Origin of the sequence: Blautia sp. AM29-29 (assembly GCF_003480555.1) — a bacterium.
Lineage (GTDB): Bacteria > Bacillota > Clostridia > Lachnospirales > Lachnospiraceae > Fusicatenibacter > Fusicatenibacter saccharivorans.
The window spans coordinates 83,590-100,063 of the sequence record NZ_QUJD01000007.1; the positions used below are offsets into that span (position 1 = coordinate 83,590).

Sequence of the window (16,474 nt, forward strand, 5' to 3'; positions counted from 1 at the left end):
GAAAAACTTTTATCAAGTAATTCATAGCGTAAGTTACGAGTTAATGTTATAATACCAAAGTTAGAATTTCCTAACATAAGAAAAAATGGAGTTTTATTTATGAAAAAGAAAATTGTTGCAGCATTTTGTCTTGCCATGGTGATGACGGTCGGCGGATGTTCCGGTGCGGGGACAGCAGCGCAGCCGGAGAGCAGTGAAAGTCAGACACAGCCGGCGTCTGTTTCGGAGTCTTCGAGCAGTTCTGACGCTTCGGAAGAGAATTCCACGCAGAAATCCGCATCATCCACAGCTTCTTCCGATGCCGCAGATGCATCGAGCAGCCGAGATATTTTTGCGATGGATACGTACATGACGGTCACTGCCTATGGTCCGAATGCAGAAACGGCGGTGGATCAGGCGCAGCAGGAGATTGAGCGGCTGGATGCACTTCTGTCGACCGGAGAGAAGACGAGTGAAGTAGCGCAGATCAATGCAAACGGCGGCGGAACCTTATCGGAGGATACCACCTATCTGCTGGAACGCTCGCTGGATCTGTATGACAGCACAAACGGCGTTTTCGACATCGCAATTTATCCGATCATGGACGCCTGGGGTTTTACAACCGGAAATTATACGATTCCTTCGGATGAGACGATCGAAAGCCTCCTTCCGCTGACCGATGCCAATGATATCCTATACGACAAGGACAGCGCATCCATCAGCTTTGCCAAGGACGGCATGAAAATTGACTTCGGCGGAATCGCAAAGGGCTATACCTCCGGCAGAATCGCCGATATTTACCGGGAATGCGGTGTGACGAGCGGGCTCATCAACCTCGGCGGAAACGTTCAGGTTGTCGGCACGAAAACGGACGGCAGTAAATGGCGCGTTGCCGTGCAGAGTCCGGAGGCGGAGGATGATTATCTCGGCATTCTCTCGACGGCCGACCGGGCGGTTATTACTTCTGGCGGCTATGAGCGGTATTTCGAACAGGACGGCATGAAATATCATCACATCATCGATCCATCGACCGGTCATCCGGCAAATAACGGTCTGGTGTCGGTGACGATCGTAAGTGCTGACGGAACACTGGCGGATGGCCTTTCTACTTCTCTTTTCATCATGGGGAAGGACAAGGCGGCCGAATACTGGCGTGCACACAGCGATGAATTTGACACCATTCTGGAGGATGAGGACGGCGTTCTGTATGTAACCGAAGGAATTGCTGACGATTTCACATCCGATCACGAGACAAACATTATCAAGAAAGACGGTGATACATAACCATGGGAAAATGGAAAAAACTGACAGCATTTGCACCGGCTCTCGCGGCAGTTATCGTAGCAGCCTGTGCCGGTATTTCGCTGAACGGCTACACTGCACCGGTTTACGCCGTAGAGCAGCCGGAGGCACTGGTGACACCGGAGCCGGAACAGGATACCGATGCAGCGAAAAAGAAAGATGATACAAAAAAGAAGGACGATACCAAAAAGACAACCGATACCGAAGCAGAACTTGTCGCAGCCGTCGGTTCCGGCAGCTTTGAGCTGGCGGACGGAACGTACGAAGGAAGCGGAACAGGTTTTGGCAGTACGATTACAGTCTCTGTCGTATTGAAAGACAAAACGATTCAGTCGATCTCGATTGTAAGCGCTCCCGGCGAGGACGCAGCTTTCCTGAACCGTGCGAAGGGAGTTATCGACCGTATCATCGCATCCCAGAGTGTGGATGTGGACACGGTTTCCGGTGCAACTTTCAGTTCAAAAGGTATCCTTGCAGCCGTGAAAAATGCACTGACCGGTCAGGAGGACACTTCAGAACCGGCATCCGCATCAGGAGCGGCAGGCGGCGGAGCCTCTGCCGGCGGAACCGTTACAGTATCTAAAATCGAAGAACCGGCTGCCTACCGGGATGGAACGTATTACGGAACCGGAACAGGATTTGGCGGCACAATGAAAGTCTGCGTTGTTGTCAGCGGCGGAAAAATTGCTTCGATTGATATTGTGGAAAACAGCGATACGCCAAGCTACCTTTCCAGTGCTTCCTCTCTGATTTCGACGATTATCTCAACACAGAGTACGAATGTGGATACGGTCTCCGGCGCGACATACAGCTCCCGCGGTATTATTGAAGCTGTGCGGAGTGCCTTAAGTCAGGCGGCAGTGAACGGGTCTTCCAGTACAAACGGAGGAAGCCAGGGCAATACAAACAACGGAAACAACAGTCAGAATAACGGCCAGAACAATAACAACTCGTCTGCATCCAAGGGAAGTTTTCCTTATCAGGACGGAATTTATTACGGAACGGCCGCCGGTTTCCAGGGAGACATCAAAGTGGCGGTAGCCCTGCAGGATCAGACGATCAAAGCGGTACTGATTCTGGAAAACGAAGATGACGAGACATTCTTCAACCGTGCCAAAGTCGTAGCGGACCGCATCGTAGACGGACAGAAAACCGATGTGGATCTCGTATCCGGCGCAACGTACAGCTCCCGCGGCATCCAGAACGCAGTAAAACAGGCGCTGGAAAATGCGAAGAAGGCAACAAACGGCGAGACCGTTCCGGATAACGGAACGAGCAGCGGCGGAACCACAACGATTCCGGAAGGAAAATTCCCATACGAGGAAGGCATTTACTACGGAACCGGCGAGGGCTATCTGGGAGACATTACAACGGCAGTTGTCATTCAGGATGAGACGATCAAGGCAATTCTCGTGACCGAGAGTGAAGATGACGAAGCATTCTTAAAACGCGCAAAACAGACAGCAAAGGACGTTGTGAAAAACCAGACACTGGAAGTTGACACCGTTTCCGGCGCAACCTACAGCTCCAGGGGAATTCTTGCGGCAATCGAGGAAGCTTTAAAAGAGGCAGAACGCGTAACTGAGGAAAAGAAAAATCCAACCCCGACACCGACGGAAACACCAACCCCGACCGAAACCCCGGAGCCAACTGAGACGCCAACACCAACCCCGACGGAAACTCCGGAACAAAAGATCTATCAGGACGGCGAATACACAGCGATTGCCGTCTGCGAGCCGGATGAAGATGAAGATTTTACCGCTTATCAGCTTTCCGTGACGGTAACAATTGAAAACGATAAAATCGTAGCGTTAAGCAACATCACCGGTGACGGAGACAGTCAGAATGCCTCCTACATCCGCCGCGCATCCGAAGGAACCTCCAAAATCAAAGGCGTTTCCGCTCAGATTCTGGAAACCGGAACGCTTGAAAACATCGACACCGTTTCCCGTGCAACCTGCTCCTCAAAAGCCATTCTTGAGGCATGCCAGAATGCGCTGGATGCTGCGAAAGTAACGCAATAAAGGGGAAAACAGATGAGACAATTGATTGTTCGTTTTTTGAATGTCGCTGTCATTGCTGCTGTTCTGATCGGCTACAATACCGTACTCGATAAAAGAGACAAAGAGGATCAGATCGCGCGGCTCTCGGCAGAGCTTGAGACGACCCAGCTTCAGAAGGAAAATCTGCAGGCCGCAGCAGCTGCATCCAACACGGCGGATACGGCCGCAAGTGAAGCAGCAGAAGCAGAAGGGCAGTACGTGGACGGCACGTATGACGGTGAAGCTGACGGCTTCGGCGGCACCATTGCAGTTGAAGTAACCGTAGAGGGCGGCCAGATTACCGATCTTGCCATCACATCCGCCGACGGCGAGGACAGTGCGTATCTGTCAAACGCGGAGGCGATCATTCCAAAGATTATTGAGGCACAGTCCGCCGATGTTGATACGATCAGCGGAGCAACATTCAGCTCCACCGGTATCAGAAATGCGGCGCAGGAAGCAATAGAAAAGGCGGAGAAATAACATGAAAAATTTAGATCTATCCACATTACCGGCAAAGAAGAGAAAACAGATCGTTTCCTGCCTGCGTGCCGGAATCCAGCTTTTATATTTCCTGTTTCTTCCGTCAGTATTTACCGCTGCATTTAACGGAGTGAAATACATTTTTACGCAGCTTGGACAGGGTGAAAAAATTGAGATGACCGCGTTTGTGTCGGCTCTGCTCCTTGTCTGTGCATTTACGATCGTATTCGGAAGATTTTTCTGCGGTTTTGCATGCGCTTTTGGAAGTCTGGGGGATGCAATGCATGCAATTTATGGTATAATCTGTAAGAAACGTAAAAAGAAGCCCAGACGCATCAAACCGGAACTGGCAAAAAAACTGGCGCTGGTCAAATACGGCATTCTGCTTCTGATTGCTCTTTGCTGCTTTGCAGGAGTTTATCAGAAAGCAAGAGGAACAAGCCCGTGGGATGTCTTTTCCATGCTGCATGCGGGAAATTTCCGACTTTCCTCTTATATTCCAGGCATTGTTCTTCTGGTGCTGATCCTGGTCGGCATGTTCTTTGAGGAGCGCTTTTTCTGCCGTTTCCTGTGCCCAATGGGAGCTGTCTTTTCTCTGCTTCCGATCCTGCCGTTCTTTACTCTGCACCGGAAACGCGAAAACTGCATCCGCGGCTGCAGCGCCTGCACGAGACAGTGCCCGTCAGCGGTGGAACTGCCATCCGATGGATACGTGGAGATTTCCGGCGACTGTTTCCAGTGCCAGAAATGTATTGATACGTGTCCGAAAGGTAATATCCGCTGCGGGGTAAAGGAATTTCACGGAAATGAAATCCTCTTTACGCTGTTCCGTGCTGTATTCCTGCTGACACTGCTGTTATGGGCTGGCATCTGATTCAGAATAAGGAAAACTATATGAAGAAAAAAGATCTGATTCTGGCAGGCGCCGTTCTGCTCCTGGCTGGAATCCTTGCCCTGGCGCTTCGGCTGCCGAAAACGGAAAATGGAAATACCATGAAAGTCACGGTGGACGGCGAGGTCTACGGAACGTATTCACTCGCAGAAAATCAGACCGTGAAAATTCAGACGGGTCACGGAACGAATGTCCTGGTGATCGAAAACGGAAGTGTCCATATGGAAGAAGCTGACTGCCCGGACGGCTACTGCAAAAGACAGGGTACGATTTCCCGGGTAAATGAGACGATCGTGTGCCTGCCGCATAAGCTGGTTGCGGAGGTAGAAAGTGACGGATCCACAACGGACGACGCCGACGATGCGCCGGATGTGATTGTAAAATAATACCAGCTTAGAAGAAAGGAATTGGAATTTATGAGAGACAGCCGCACTGCAAGCAGAAAAATTGCCTTATGCGCCATGCTGATGGCACTTGCCATGATCTTCAGTTATGTGGAGGTACTGATCCCGATCAACCTCGGTGTTCCTGGAATCAAACTCGGCATTGCCAATCTGGTTGTAGTCGTCGGCCTCTTTTTCCTTCCGGCAGGGGAAGTCCTGATGATTTCCGTCGCCCGCATTCTTCTGATGGGGTATCTGTTCGGAAATGGAATGTCCATCCTTTACAGCCTTGCTGGCGGGCTTTTGAGCTTTCTTGTGATGCTTCTGCTGAAACACATCAAGGGCTTTAGTATCACCGGCGTAAGTATTGCAGGAGGCGTGACGCACAATGTCGCGCAGATCTGCGTGGCGGCTCTCGTGGTGCAGAACCGCAAACTGTTCTATTATCTGCCGGCGCTTCTCGTGGCCGGAGTCATCACCGGAATGCTGATCGGAATCCTTTCGGACCGCATTCTTTCTGCGGTAAAACGCGAGGGACGAAAGAGTTCTTCGCGGTGAAAACTCCATATCTACGGAATTTTTTCTGTGTGGGAACGAAAATCATCCCACAAACTTCACAGTATCGGATCATTAAATAGTAAAAATACTCAATAAGCAGAATCTGTGCCTCTTTTGAGAAAAAATAATCAGTTAAGAGTTAGACAAAACGATCAAAAATTAGTAGAATAATCTACGGTTAGTTAAAACAATTATTGATTAGCGAAAACTAATATAATAATGAAGGACAGTTTTGCCCCTGTTTTTCCTGCAAAACTGTGGAAAAGGAAAAAGGAGGAAGTTATGATCAAAAGAAAAGAACTTCAGAAAAAATCATTAGCAGCCGTAATGGCAGCTTCCATGACCATGAGCCTGCTCCCGGGAACCGCACTGGCGGATGCTACAAGTGGCGTGCTGGCAGATGGCACTTATGAGTCTATGGCTCATGTTACCAGAACTGCAGAAGACGATGAGGATGAGAATGCATGGGATGAATATGACGTTAATGTCAAAATCACAGTTGCAGACGGTAAGTTTTCTGATATTGCAGTAACACCTGGTTCTGGATACAATACAGAAAATGCTACATATTTTAAAAAAGCAGCTACAAACAGCAAAGGCTTTAAAACCAAATTGCTTGGACAGGCAGCAACTATCGAAAATATTGAAGGATGGGATATCGTATCGGGTGCAACCAGAACGTCTAATGCAGTAAAAACTGCGGCTCTTGCAGCAACCCAAAAAGCAACCCCAACTCCAGCAGCAGTAGACACTGCAGCTCTTGAAAAAGCAATCGCATCTGCCGAAGCATTAAAAGAAGCTGATTACACTGCAGATTCCTGGAAAGCTGTTCAGACAGCACTTACCGCAGCAAAAGCTGCTCTTTCTGCAAAAGAGTCTCAGGCGGCTGTTGATACTGCAGCAAACACACTGAATACTGCAGTAAAAGCTCTTGTAAAAGCTCCGACTCCGACTGTAACTCCGACAGCTACACCTACCGCAACACCAACAGCTACTCCGACAGAAACACCTTCCGAGCAGGTATCCTATGTCCTGATGAACATTCCGTATGATAAATTTTACGCTGCAGATGTAAATAACTCTGTTCCGGTAGATGTATTTTCCTCTGCAACACTGAACAAAACAAGAACATCAAGCCTTGCCGGCGGCTCTTATCATTCCAATGCAGATGGAAGTGCGATTAACGGTATCACCTTCCCGGTAAAAGTAACAGGAGTGGATCTTTCTAAATTTAAGAAAGTTACAGATTCTGATTCTGTAAGTATTACAGTAACAAAACGTGGTCAGACATCTACACAGACATACACCGGAAAAGACGCCTTATTTGAAAACTCAGACTATGCATATTATGTATTAAGCGAAGTACCTTCTTACTACAAAGAAGCAACGGTAAATGCAGATGGCTCTCTTTCTTTTGGAAAAACAGTTGGAACTGCAATTGAACTGACCAATGTATCTCCGGAATTTATGACTGAATCAAAATATGGAGATTATCAGCTGGATCTCGACGGACTGGAGAACACGATTGATGTTGGAACCGATCAGATCTATGGTGTTATTGTCAGCACGAAAGAAGGCAATGACTATGGTATGCGTCATGTGGAAAATATCTGGCGCGGAACAGAGCTGGCATGGTCAACTGGATTTACAACACAGGTACATGGATGCCTGACTTCTTCTGCACATTACAAGAGCATGATGGGACAGCATATCAATAAGGTTACGTATTATACCAGCAAAGGAATCTACACGATTCCAGTGAATGATATTTTTGTTCCAACAAAATTTGAGGCAAGTGTATCCGTAGAAGACGCTTCTCTTTCCGCTGGAAAGACAACGATGACCGTAACCGGACTTCCGGCTGATTATGATGCAGAATATTCCGTAGATGGTCTGGATGGATTTGCAGTAGACGGAAATACCATTTCTTATTCCGCAAATGCGAAAAAAGGAATGTATACTCTGACGATTCATGATAAAAAAGGTGTTTATGCAGATCTGACACAGAGCTTTACTCTGTATACAGATGCAATGCCGGCTGCTTACAACGAAAAAGGAAGTGCTCCGGCGCTTGTAAAAGCAGAGAATGCATCAGAAGATGACTTTGCTGATTATATCAAGAACATCACTTCGGTAAAAGTAAATGGAAAAGAATATGCAGCAACTGGAAAACGGAAAATAATTCTGATCAAAGAAGACGGTACGCTTGATCTGACAGCTGCCGCTTTTGCAGAAGGAAATAAATTTGAAATCGAAGTAACTGCAACAGGTTACAAGACGCTTTCCTTTACTTATGAGAAGAAAGAAACAACATATAAATATGTATATGCAGGTCTTACCTGGGCTGAGTATTGGGCAGCAGAAGGAGTTCAGGCGGCAGGAAGCGACGCTGGTTCGGATGAAACTGACAGTCGCGAAGAAAGTGATAAAGGCGCTTTTGATGTTGTAACCCGTGCGACCACAAACCATGGACTGCACAGAGGAAGCTTCCAGTGCGCAGCGACTATCTACATGAAAGATGGCACAACCTATGATGTGGCATATTATACCGCAGCAACCACGGCAGTTCTGACCAACGGCGAGACCGTAACTTACGACAAGAGCCAGATTGATCATTATGAAGTAAAAGGCCTGAAATATGTGCCTGTAAAAGTTTCGGAAGATGATTACGAAGATTTCTGCAAAAAGTATGTTGTGGTAGAAAACGGCGGAACACTTTCCGGTGGATTTTCTGAAAATAAACTGCAGAGCTATACAGGCCTGGTTGCAGATGTAACAGAAAACACAAACGGTCTGAAGATAGCAGTGAAAAATGCAGATGGAAGCTTCTCCTTCTCTGCAGGAACAACAGGAAGTGAATCCGGAATCAAAGATCAGGCGCTGAAGACAGCTCCGGATGCTGAGACCGTAGGACTGACCGTGAAAGAAGCCAATGGTTCTTATGGAGAATTCCTTCGCGTAGATTTAACGGGAGATTACGGCGATCTGGCTGCTAATCTGCAGACCGTAACCTGGACTTATTACGGTGATGATTCCACTTATACGAATGCAAAAGCAACGTATGGAACAAAATTCGCAGCAGATAACTGGATGCATAAAGTAATGGGAATCCAGCTTGGCCTTACCGATTCCCTGCGCTGCACTTTACCGGAGGGAACGGATGGAACCGGTTATTGGAAGATTACGATTCATGCACTTGGCTATGCAGATGCTTCCTACACTTTTGAAGCAACCAAAGCGAATATTGTAGGAGCTGATCCGGTAGAGAGCACAGCAGCACTGGAAGAGGCAATTGCAAAGGCAGATGCACTGAATAAAGATCTTTACACGGAAACTTCCTGGAATAATATGCAGACAGAATTGGCAGAAGCAAAAGAAGCATTGGAGAAAAAACAGAGCCAGGGAACCGTAGACGAAGCAACAGAGCATCTGAATGCAGCAATCGAAGCACTTCAGTCCCAGTATGTATTAATGAACATTCCGTATGCTGAGTTCTATCTGGCAGAGGTTCATAACGATGTTCCAGTAGATGCATTTACTTCCGCAACCAAGAACAAAACAAGAACAGCCTCCCTTTCCGGCGGATCTTACCATGTGAATGCAGACGGAAGCGATATTACAGGTATCACCTTCCCAGTAAAAGTAACAGAGGATATGGATCTGAGCAAATACACGAAAGTGACAGATGAGGATTCTGTAGAAATCACCGTTACCAACCGTGGACAGACATCCACCACAACGTATACCGGAAAAGATGCACTGTATGAGAATGCAAGCTATGCATATTACACTTTACATGAGGTTCCGTCTTATTACAAAGAAGCATCTGTAGATGCAGACGGCAACGTAACCTTTGGTGCTGTTCAGGGAACCGAGGCAGCAAAGCTGGAAAATGTAACGGCAGAGCTCTCCACTAACAGCAAATACGGTGATTATCAGCTGGATCTGGATGGTCTTACTGATACCATCAAAGCAGGCGAAGATACCGTATATGGTGTTGTTGTCAGCACAAAAGAGGGCAACGATTACGGAATGCGTCATCTGGAGAATATCTGGAGAGTGTCTGAGCTGGCATGGAGCACTGGATTTACGACAAGCGTTCATAACTGCCCGACCTCCTCGGAACATTACAAGAGCATGATGGGACAGACCATCAACAAAATTACCTATTACACCAGCAAGGGAATTTACGAAGTCGACGCAGATGTATATGTACCGGTTAAGTTTGCATATGAATTTTCTGTAGAGAATGCGTCTGTCACATCTGGAAATGCGTCTGTTAAACTGGAAGGCCTGCCGGATGATTACGATGCTGTCTATACAGTAGAAGGTCTGACGGGAACCGTGTCCGGTGATACTCTGTACTTCAAGAATGCAGAGAAAGGTTCTTATACATTGACTGTCAGCGATAAGAATGGTAAATATGCAGATCTTTCCGCAGACTTTATCCTTTACACGGAAGAGATGCCGGCAGCATTTAACGAAGATGCGACAACACCGGGTCTGCTTAAGAACGGGGATGCAACAGATGAAGAGTTTGCAGATTATCTGAAGAACATTACCTCTGTTACTGTAAATGGAAAAGCATATGCAGCAAGCGGAAGAGGAGCTGTTGTACTGTTCAATGAGGATGGTTCCTTAAAGACAGATGCAGCACCGTTCGCAGAGGGCGATTCCTTTGAAATTACAGTTTCTTCACTGGGATATCAGGATCTTAGCTTCACCTGGAAGAAATCAGCAGAAGAGCCGACTCCTACTCCTACAGAGACCCCAACCGTAACCCCGACCGAGACTCCGACGGTTACACCAACTGAGACTCCGACGGTTACACCTACAACAGCACCAACCACAACCCCGACGACTGCTCCTACCACAATACCTACGACGCAGCCGACGAAGACCCCGACAAGCGCCCCGAAAGCAACATCTACTCCGCTTGCAAGTAATAAAGTATCCAATACCTCTACTTCCAAGAAGAGCGATAATGCAAAGACCGGTGATGCTACCAACATCTGGGGATGGGTAAGCATGGCAGTTGCATCTCTTGGCGCTGGCGGACTTGGATTCAAACTCCGCGGCAGAAAGAAAAAAGACGACGAAGAGTAATTCAGAACAAAATGACTGAGAAATTCTTCTGACATAAGAAATCACAGAAACCTCTGTTCCAGCTTTTCTGGCGGAGGTTTCTGCCGTTTCGAGGAGTAAAAAAAGTGATTCTTTTCTTTTTGTAAAAAATAAAAAATTAAGTGTTCACACAACGCCCAATTCATGCGATAATAATACTGTATTTTTTGCACATGCAGCATAATGGAGGTGACTGAAAAAATATGACAGCAAAACTGTTGGAAAAACATATTACCGATACGATTCGGGAATGGCAGGTGAAGATCGGCTATGAGGGCGGTACGATGAAGCTCTACTACCCGGCGGAGTCCCTGCGCCGTTCCCTCTCTTTAGACGAAACAGAAGACCTGGATGCGGCACTTGCCGCGTTCTGTAAGGAAGTACAGCCGCGTCTTGGAACACTTGCGATTTCAGCGGTCAAGGACCGCTACTGCATGGAAATCCCGGAGGAGGGATGTTCTTATATCGAGCGGAAAATTCCTGTTCCGGAGCTCCTGCAGAACCTTCTGCAGGTGATCACAACGCCTGGAAACACAATGGAACAGGTTCGAAACTGCTTTTCTTCCTATGCAGAGAAAATGCATACTACCGTGGAAGAAAACGCATCCGAGGAGCATGAGATGGGCCATGTATTTTCTTTTTCAGACCCGTCTGTAGATGAATACTGTTACTGTGTCGAAGAAAATGAATTCGGCCTGACGTATCACCGTTTTTCACGGGAAGATTACGAGGTTTTATAAATAAAAGGAGGATATACACCATGGAATTTACAAAACTGCTGGAAGAAAGAAGAAGCATCCGCGCGTTTGCTCCGGAGAAACACGTAACCGCAGAGCAGATCCAGGAGATCGTACAGGCAGCGATTCAGGCACCATCCTGGAAAAACTCACAGACAACACGGTACTATGCCCTTGTAACACCGGAGAAAGTCGAAGAATTTTCCGCAAAATGCCTTCCAGAATTCAATCAGAAGAGTTCAAAGGGAGCCGCACTTGTTGTAACGGCATTCGTAAAAGACCGCTCCGGATTTACGCAGGACGGCACACCAGACAACGAAGTTGGAAACGGCTGGGGCTATTACGATCTCGGCCTGCACGACGAAAACCTGATCCTGCGCGCAAGAGAACTTGGCCTTGATACTCTGATTATGGGAATCCGTGATGAGAAAGCTATCCGTGAAGCCCTCTCCATTCCGGAGAATGAGCTCCTTGGTGCTGTCATTGCTGTCGGCTACCGTGCCATCAATCCGGACAAGCCAAAACGTAAAACCGTGGATGATATCTTAAAACTGTTCTAAATCCGGCGCATCCGTGTGAAGACGTGCGCGGTACTTTCCAGGCGGGAATCCAAAGAACCGGGAAAACTGCTTGCTGAACGCATAGACATCGCCATATCCGACAAGAACGGCAATTTCCTTCATCGGTACGCCGCCCTCGAGAAGAATACGGGCCTGCTCCATTTTCTTCCTGGTGCGGTACCGTGCAGGAGAGACGCCGGTCTGTTTTTTAAATACTTTTCGAAACGTCTCATAACCGATCTGGAGTGACCGGGCAAGCTCTTCGAGAGAAATTTCTTCATCAAGATTCTGCGAGAGCATATCGCAGGCGGCCTCGATCGGATCCCGCTGCAGATTCACCCGGTGCGCATGGTAGCCGTACATTCGCAGAATCTCTTTTTCCATCTCCGGAATCCGCAAAGGCAGCAGACTGTCCGGTGTGGCCTTTAACGACTGCAGAAGCTTCTGATACCGCTCGAGATCGCCGGGAAGCAGCTCTGCCTTTAACACCGGCTCCCGGTTCAGAACCGAAAGCGAGCAGAAAGAATCAAAAAACGGTTTCCCAATCGAGATAAAAAATTCCAGCCATTTCCCATCGGGGTCTACGCGTGTGGAATGCGGCACACCCGGTAGACGCTGGACCATACTTCCCGCCTGCAGCGGATAGGAGGTGCCGTCCTCGGCAATATATTCCCCGCTCCCGCGCAGCAGCACGAAACAGCTGTAATACTCGTTCGAAAAATGATACTGCGAGCGGTCTGCCGTCTCTTTCCGCATAAAACCGCATGCCAGAATCCCGTTCTTCATTTCATTTCCAATACAGCGATAGATAACATCGCTCTTTTCTATTTTTGCAAGCAGATATTCCGGTATCATACGACTTCTCCTTTGCTTTCCCATTTTGGATAAAAGAAACACCAGATCAACTATTTCTCATCCACGTGCAGTGTTTTATACTGAATCATAAGATAACTGCATGAATCTTCTGAAAATCCACAGATGTATTATATCACAGGAAAGCAAAAAAGAAACACCAATCTGGATAAAAAGAAGAGAGGCAGTCGGAAAATGCGAAAGCAAAGGCAAGGAGGGTTTCAAGAACATGAGACAGACAAGAGACTGGGAAAATCAGTATATAACGCAGAAAAATCGTTATCCGATGCATACGCCGTATGGTGCGTATGAGACGGTAGAGCAGGCGCTCGCCGGAAATCGGAACGCGTCCCGCTTTGTAATGGATCTGAACGGAGACTGGAAATTCAAAATGTATCCGTCACCGGAAGCGGTGGAAGCATTTTATGAAGAGAATTTCGATCACGCAGCATGGGATACGATTCCGGTGCCGTCCAACTGGGAATTGCAGGGATATGGAAAGCCGGTTTACACCAATATGCTGTATCCGTTCAAACGGGAGGCAAATGGCGAAGCATTTGAGATCGAGATTATCGAAGGCACCTACGAGCTGAATGCGCCGTATGTGCCGGAGAAAAATCTGACTGGCTGCTATTTCAGAACCTTCGAGGTTCCAACAGACTATATCGGCAGACAGCTTCTCATCGATTTCGGCGGTGTGGAGTCCTGCTTCTATCTCTGGGTCAACGGAAAACAGGTGGGGTATTCCCAGGACAGCAAAGTGAACGCGGAATTTGACATCACCGAATATGTGCAGGAGGGAACGAACACCCTTGCCGTACAGGTAATGCGCTACTGTGACGGTACTTACCTGGAAGATCAGGATTACTGGCATCTGTCCGGTATCTACCGCGATGTCCGCCTCGTATCGAAACCGGTGCAGCACATCCTGGACTATAAGGCAGAGACACTGTTCACACACCCGGATTACACGAAAGCTACCCTCTCTGTCACGATCTGGCCGGACAACTCCAAACCGTTGTACGGCGAGTATCATGCCAAAGTGACGCTGTATGATGCAGAACAGAACAAAGTAACCGAGATGGCTTCGAGACCGTTTGCTGAGTGCGGCTTCTATCTGATGCCGAAATTTATCGCAACCGTTACTGCTCCGGTAGAGAACCCGGCACTCTGGACTGCAGAGACTCCGACACTTTACACCCTCGTTGTCGAGCTGCAGAACAAAGAGAATGAGACGGTTGATATCGAGAGCTGCAAGGTCGGCTTCCGTCAGGTGGAAATCAACAGCCGCGGTGTTCTGACCCTGAATGGCAAACGCCTTGTGATCCGAGGTGTTGACCGCCACGATTTTTGCGCCGAGACGGGACGTACCGTTTCTGAGGAGCAGATGCGAAAAGAAATTGCTGTGATGAAACGCCTGAATTTCAACGCTGTTCGTACCAGCCATTATCCGAATTCCGTGAAATGGTATGATCTGTGTGACGAGCTTGGCATTTACCTTGTCGATGAGACAAATCTTGAGACGCACGGTTACGGCGGACAGCTCAGTGCATCCGCTGAGTGGACAGCCGCTTATCTGGAGCGTGCAACCCGTATGGTACTGCGTGATAAAAACCATCCTTCCATCGTCTTGTGGTCCCTTGGAAATGAATCCGGTGCCGGGGCGAATCATGCTGCGATGCACGGCTGGATCCGCGAATACGACAAGACAAGATACGTTCAGTATGAGTCCGGCAACCCAAAGAGTAATATTTCCGACGTCATCTGCCCGATGTATCCGACGATGAGCTGGCTTACGGATGTGATGGCAGACGATTCTGATCTCCGCCCGTTCATCATGTGCGAATATGCGTATGCAAAGAGCAACAGCAACGGAAACTTCAAGGAGTTCTGGGACTATGTCAATAAATACCCGCGTTTCCAGGGCGGCTTTATCTGGGATTTCGCGGACAAGGCGATTGCGATCCACGAGGAGGACGGAAATATCAAATACGGCTACGGCGGAGCGTTCGGAGAGGATGTGACCGATCCGGTTCCGGATATGTGTCTGAATGGTGTTGTCTTTGCCGATCTTTCCTATAAACCGGGCGCCTATGAGGTGAGAAACGGCCAGTCCCCGGTTACGATTGAGCAGGTGAAAAATCCATATACCGGCGAAACTATATGGGTGCTGGCAAACCGCTACCATACCCTCGATCTTTCTCATCTGCAGGTGCGCTATGAAATTGTGCAGAACGGCGAAACGCTTGCAAAAGGCAGCTATCCGGCATTTTACACGGCAGCCGGAACAACAGAGACGCTTCCGCTTCCGGAGCTTCCGGCGAAACTGCATGGCGAGGCGTATGTAAATTATTACGTTGAGCTTGCCCAAGATACCTTCTATGCACCGGCGGGAACAGAACTATACCGCCGTCAGATTCCGGTTACTACAGGTGTTTATCTGGCAGACGAGAAAACGATTGTGGAGAAACCACTGACCGTAGCGGAGGATGAAAATCATGTTCGCATCACCGGCGAAGAGACCGAAATTATCTTTGATAAAAAGACAGGTGAATTTACCAGATATCAGGCAAAGAGCGTTTCTTTTATGACCGGCGGAAAAGATGAATTTTATCGTGCCCCAACCGGTATTGATGAGGGAACCCATGAAAGTGATTACGATGATATCTGGCGCGCGGAAGGTCTGGATCGTCTGAAAAAGAAAGTACAGTCAGTATCGGCTGTCAGTGCCGGAAATCAGGTGCTTCTTGAAGTGCAGGCTTCCTATACCGCGGAGCCGGACAACGCAGTACTCTTTACCGCTCATACTCTGTATCGCATCGGCAGTGAGGGAATGGAGCTGAAAAACGAAGTAACAAACAACAGCGGCCTTGAGACCATCGCAAGAGTCGGACAGTCGTTCTGCCTTCCTGCAGCGTTTGATACGCTCAGCTGGTATGGAAAAGGACCCTGGGAGACGTATGCAGACCGAAAGGACGCAGCTTTTACCGGATTTTACACATCTTCTGTAGCAGAACAGCACGTTCCGTTTGTAGTACCTTGCGAATGCGGTGGCCATGAGGATACGCGATTTGCCGTTCTTTCAGATGGAACACATACCGTTCAGATTGTAGGCAGTGATGATTTCCATTTCAGTGCGCTTCCATATTCTATGGCAGAATATCGAAAAGCCGCATATGAGGAAGAACTTCCGGAGCATACGACAGGAACCTGGCTGATCCTGGATGCAGCACACGCAGGCCTTGGCGGAGATACCGGCTGGACGAAAAACATCCATCCGGAATATCGCGTATGCAAGGGAAGATATAGCTATACGTTCCGTTTCCATTTCGCATAAAAGAAAAAATCGGCCAACTGCCTATTGGATTCTTACGGAACAAATTACAGATTTCTCGTGAATGCTGCATATGATGAAAGGAAGAAAGCTATGAGGAAGCAGGATATTTGCCTGCTTTTTCATAGTTTTTTAAGTTAATCTTAAATTTAGCAAAAAATAACTTAAATTGAGTTGACAGTTATTTGCTATCATATTAACGTAATCTTAGATGTTAATAACGTCATA

General features: G+C 47.9%; 11 protein-coding genes. 10 read left to right on the plus strand and 1 reads right to left on the minus strand.

The genetic code is table 11. The features are described from left to right. Positions 1–99: 99 nt before the first annotated feature. The 9 genes from DW769_RS06765 (at position 100) to DW769_RS06805 (ending at position 12,060) form a co-directional block, all read left to right on the plus strand. Positions 100–1,263, plus strand: coding sequence for an FAD:protein FMN transferase (locus tag DW769_RS06765; RefSeq protein ID WP_118750156.1), 1,164 nt, complete (start codon positions 100–102; stop codon positions 1,261–1,263). A gap of 2 nt (positions 1,264–1,265) precedes the next feature. Continuing rightward, positions 1,266–3,305: an FMN-binding protein gene (locus DW769_RS06770; RefSeq protein ID WP_118750157.1), complete on the plus strand. Its 2,040-nt coding sequence runs from the start codon at positions 1,266–1,268 to the stop codon at positions 3,303–3,305. Positions 3,306–3,317: 12 nt separating this feature from the next. Further along, positions 3,318–3,806 carry an FMN-binding protein gene (locus DW769_RS06775; protein ID WP_055228158.1) on the plus strand — a complete coding sequence of 163 codons (489 nt, stop codon included), beginning with the start codon at positions 3,318–3,320 and terminating at the stop codon, positions 3,804–3,806. A 1-nt stretch (position 3,807) separates the two neighbouring features. Next, positions 3,808–4,680, plus strand: coding sequence for a 4Fe-4S binding protein (locus tag DW769_RS06780; RefSeq protein WP_117508944.1), 873 nt, complete (start codon positions 3,808–3,810; stop codon positions 4,678–4,680). 20 nt (positions 4,681–4,700) lie between these two features. Continuing rightward, positions 4,701–5,084, plus strand: coding sequence for a NusG domain II-containing protein (locus DW769_RS06785; protein ID WP_055266101.1), 384 nt, complete (start codon positions 4,701–4,703; stop codon positions 5,082–5,084). Positions 5,085–5,114: 30 nt separating this feature from the next. After that, a complete protein-coding gene (locus tag DW769_RS06790; protein ID WP_117508942.1) occupies positions 5,115–5,639 on the plus strand; it encodes a Gx transporter family protein in 525 nt (174 codons plus the stop codon). 282 nt (positions 5,640–5,921) lie between these two features. Next, positions 5,922–10,745, plus strand: a complete 4,824-nt coding sequence (locus DW769_RS06795) for a penicillin-binding Tp47 domain C-containing protein (RefSeq protein WP_158579803.1) — start codon at positions 5,922–5,924, stop codon at positions 10,743–10,745. A gap of 221 nt (positions 10,746–10,966) precedes the next feature. Then, entirely contained in the window at positions 10,967–11,503 is a 537-nt protein-coding gene (locus DW769_RS06800; protein ID WP_118750158.1) for a DUF3877 family protein, read from the plus strand. Between the two features lie 20 nt (positions 11,504–11,523). Continuing rightward, positions 11,524–12,060: a nitroreductase family protein gene (locus DW769_RS06805; RefSeq protein WP_117761498.1), complete on the plus strand. Its 537-nt coding sequence runs from the start codon at positions 11,524–11,526 to the stop codon at positions 12,058–12,060. On the opposite strand, the gene DW769_RS06810 is transcribed toward DW769_RS06805, so the two are convergent. After that, the gene (locus tag DW769_RS06810) at positions 12,046–12,915 is read right to left on the minus strand and encodes a helix-turn-helix domain-containing protein (RefSeq protein WP_158579804.1); all 870 of its coding nucleotides are present in this window, start codon (positions 12,913–12,915) and stop codon (positions 12,046–12,048) included. The two genes, DW769_RS06805 and DW769_RS06810, sit on opposite strands and share 15 nt — an antisense overlap. Positions 12,916–13,141: 226 nt before the next feature. Between DW769_RS06810 and DW769_RS06815 the strand changes: the two genes are divergently transcribed. After that, positions 13,142–16,249, plus strand: a complete 3,108-nt coding sequence (locus DW769_RS06815) for a glycoside hydrolase family 2 TIM barrel-domain containing protein (protein ID WP_158579805.1) — start codon at positions 13,142–13,144, stop codon at positions 16,247–16,249. The last annotated feature ends 225 nt before the right edge of the window (positions 16,250–16,474 follow it).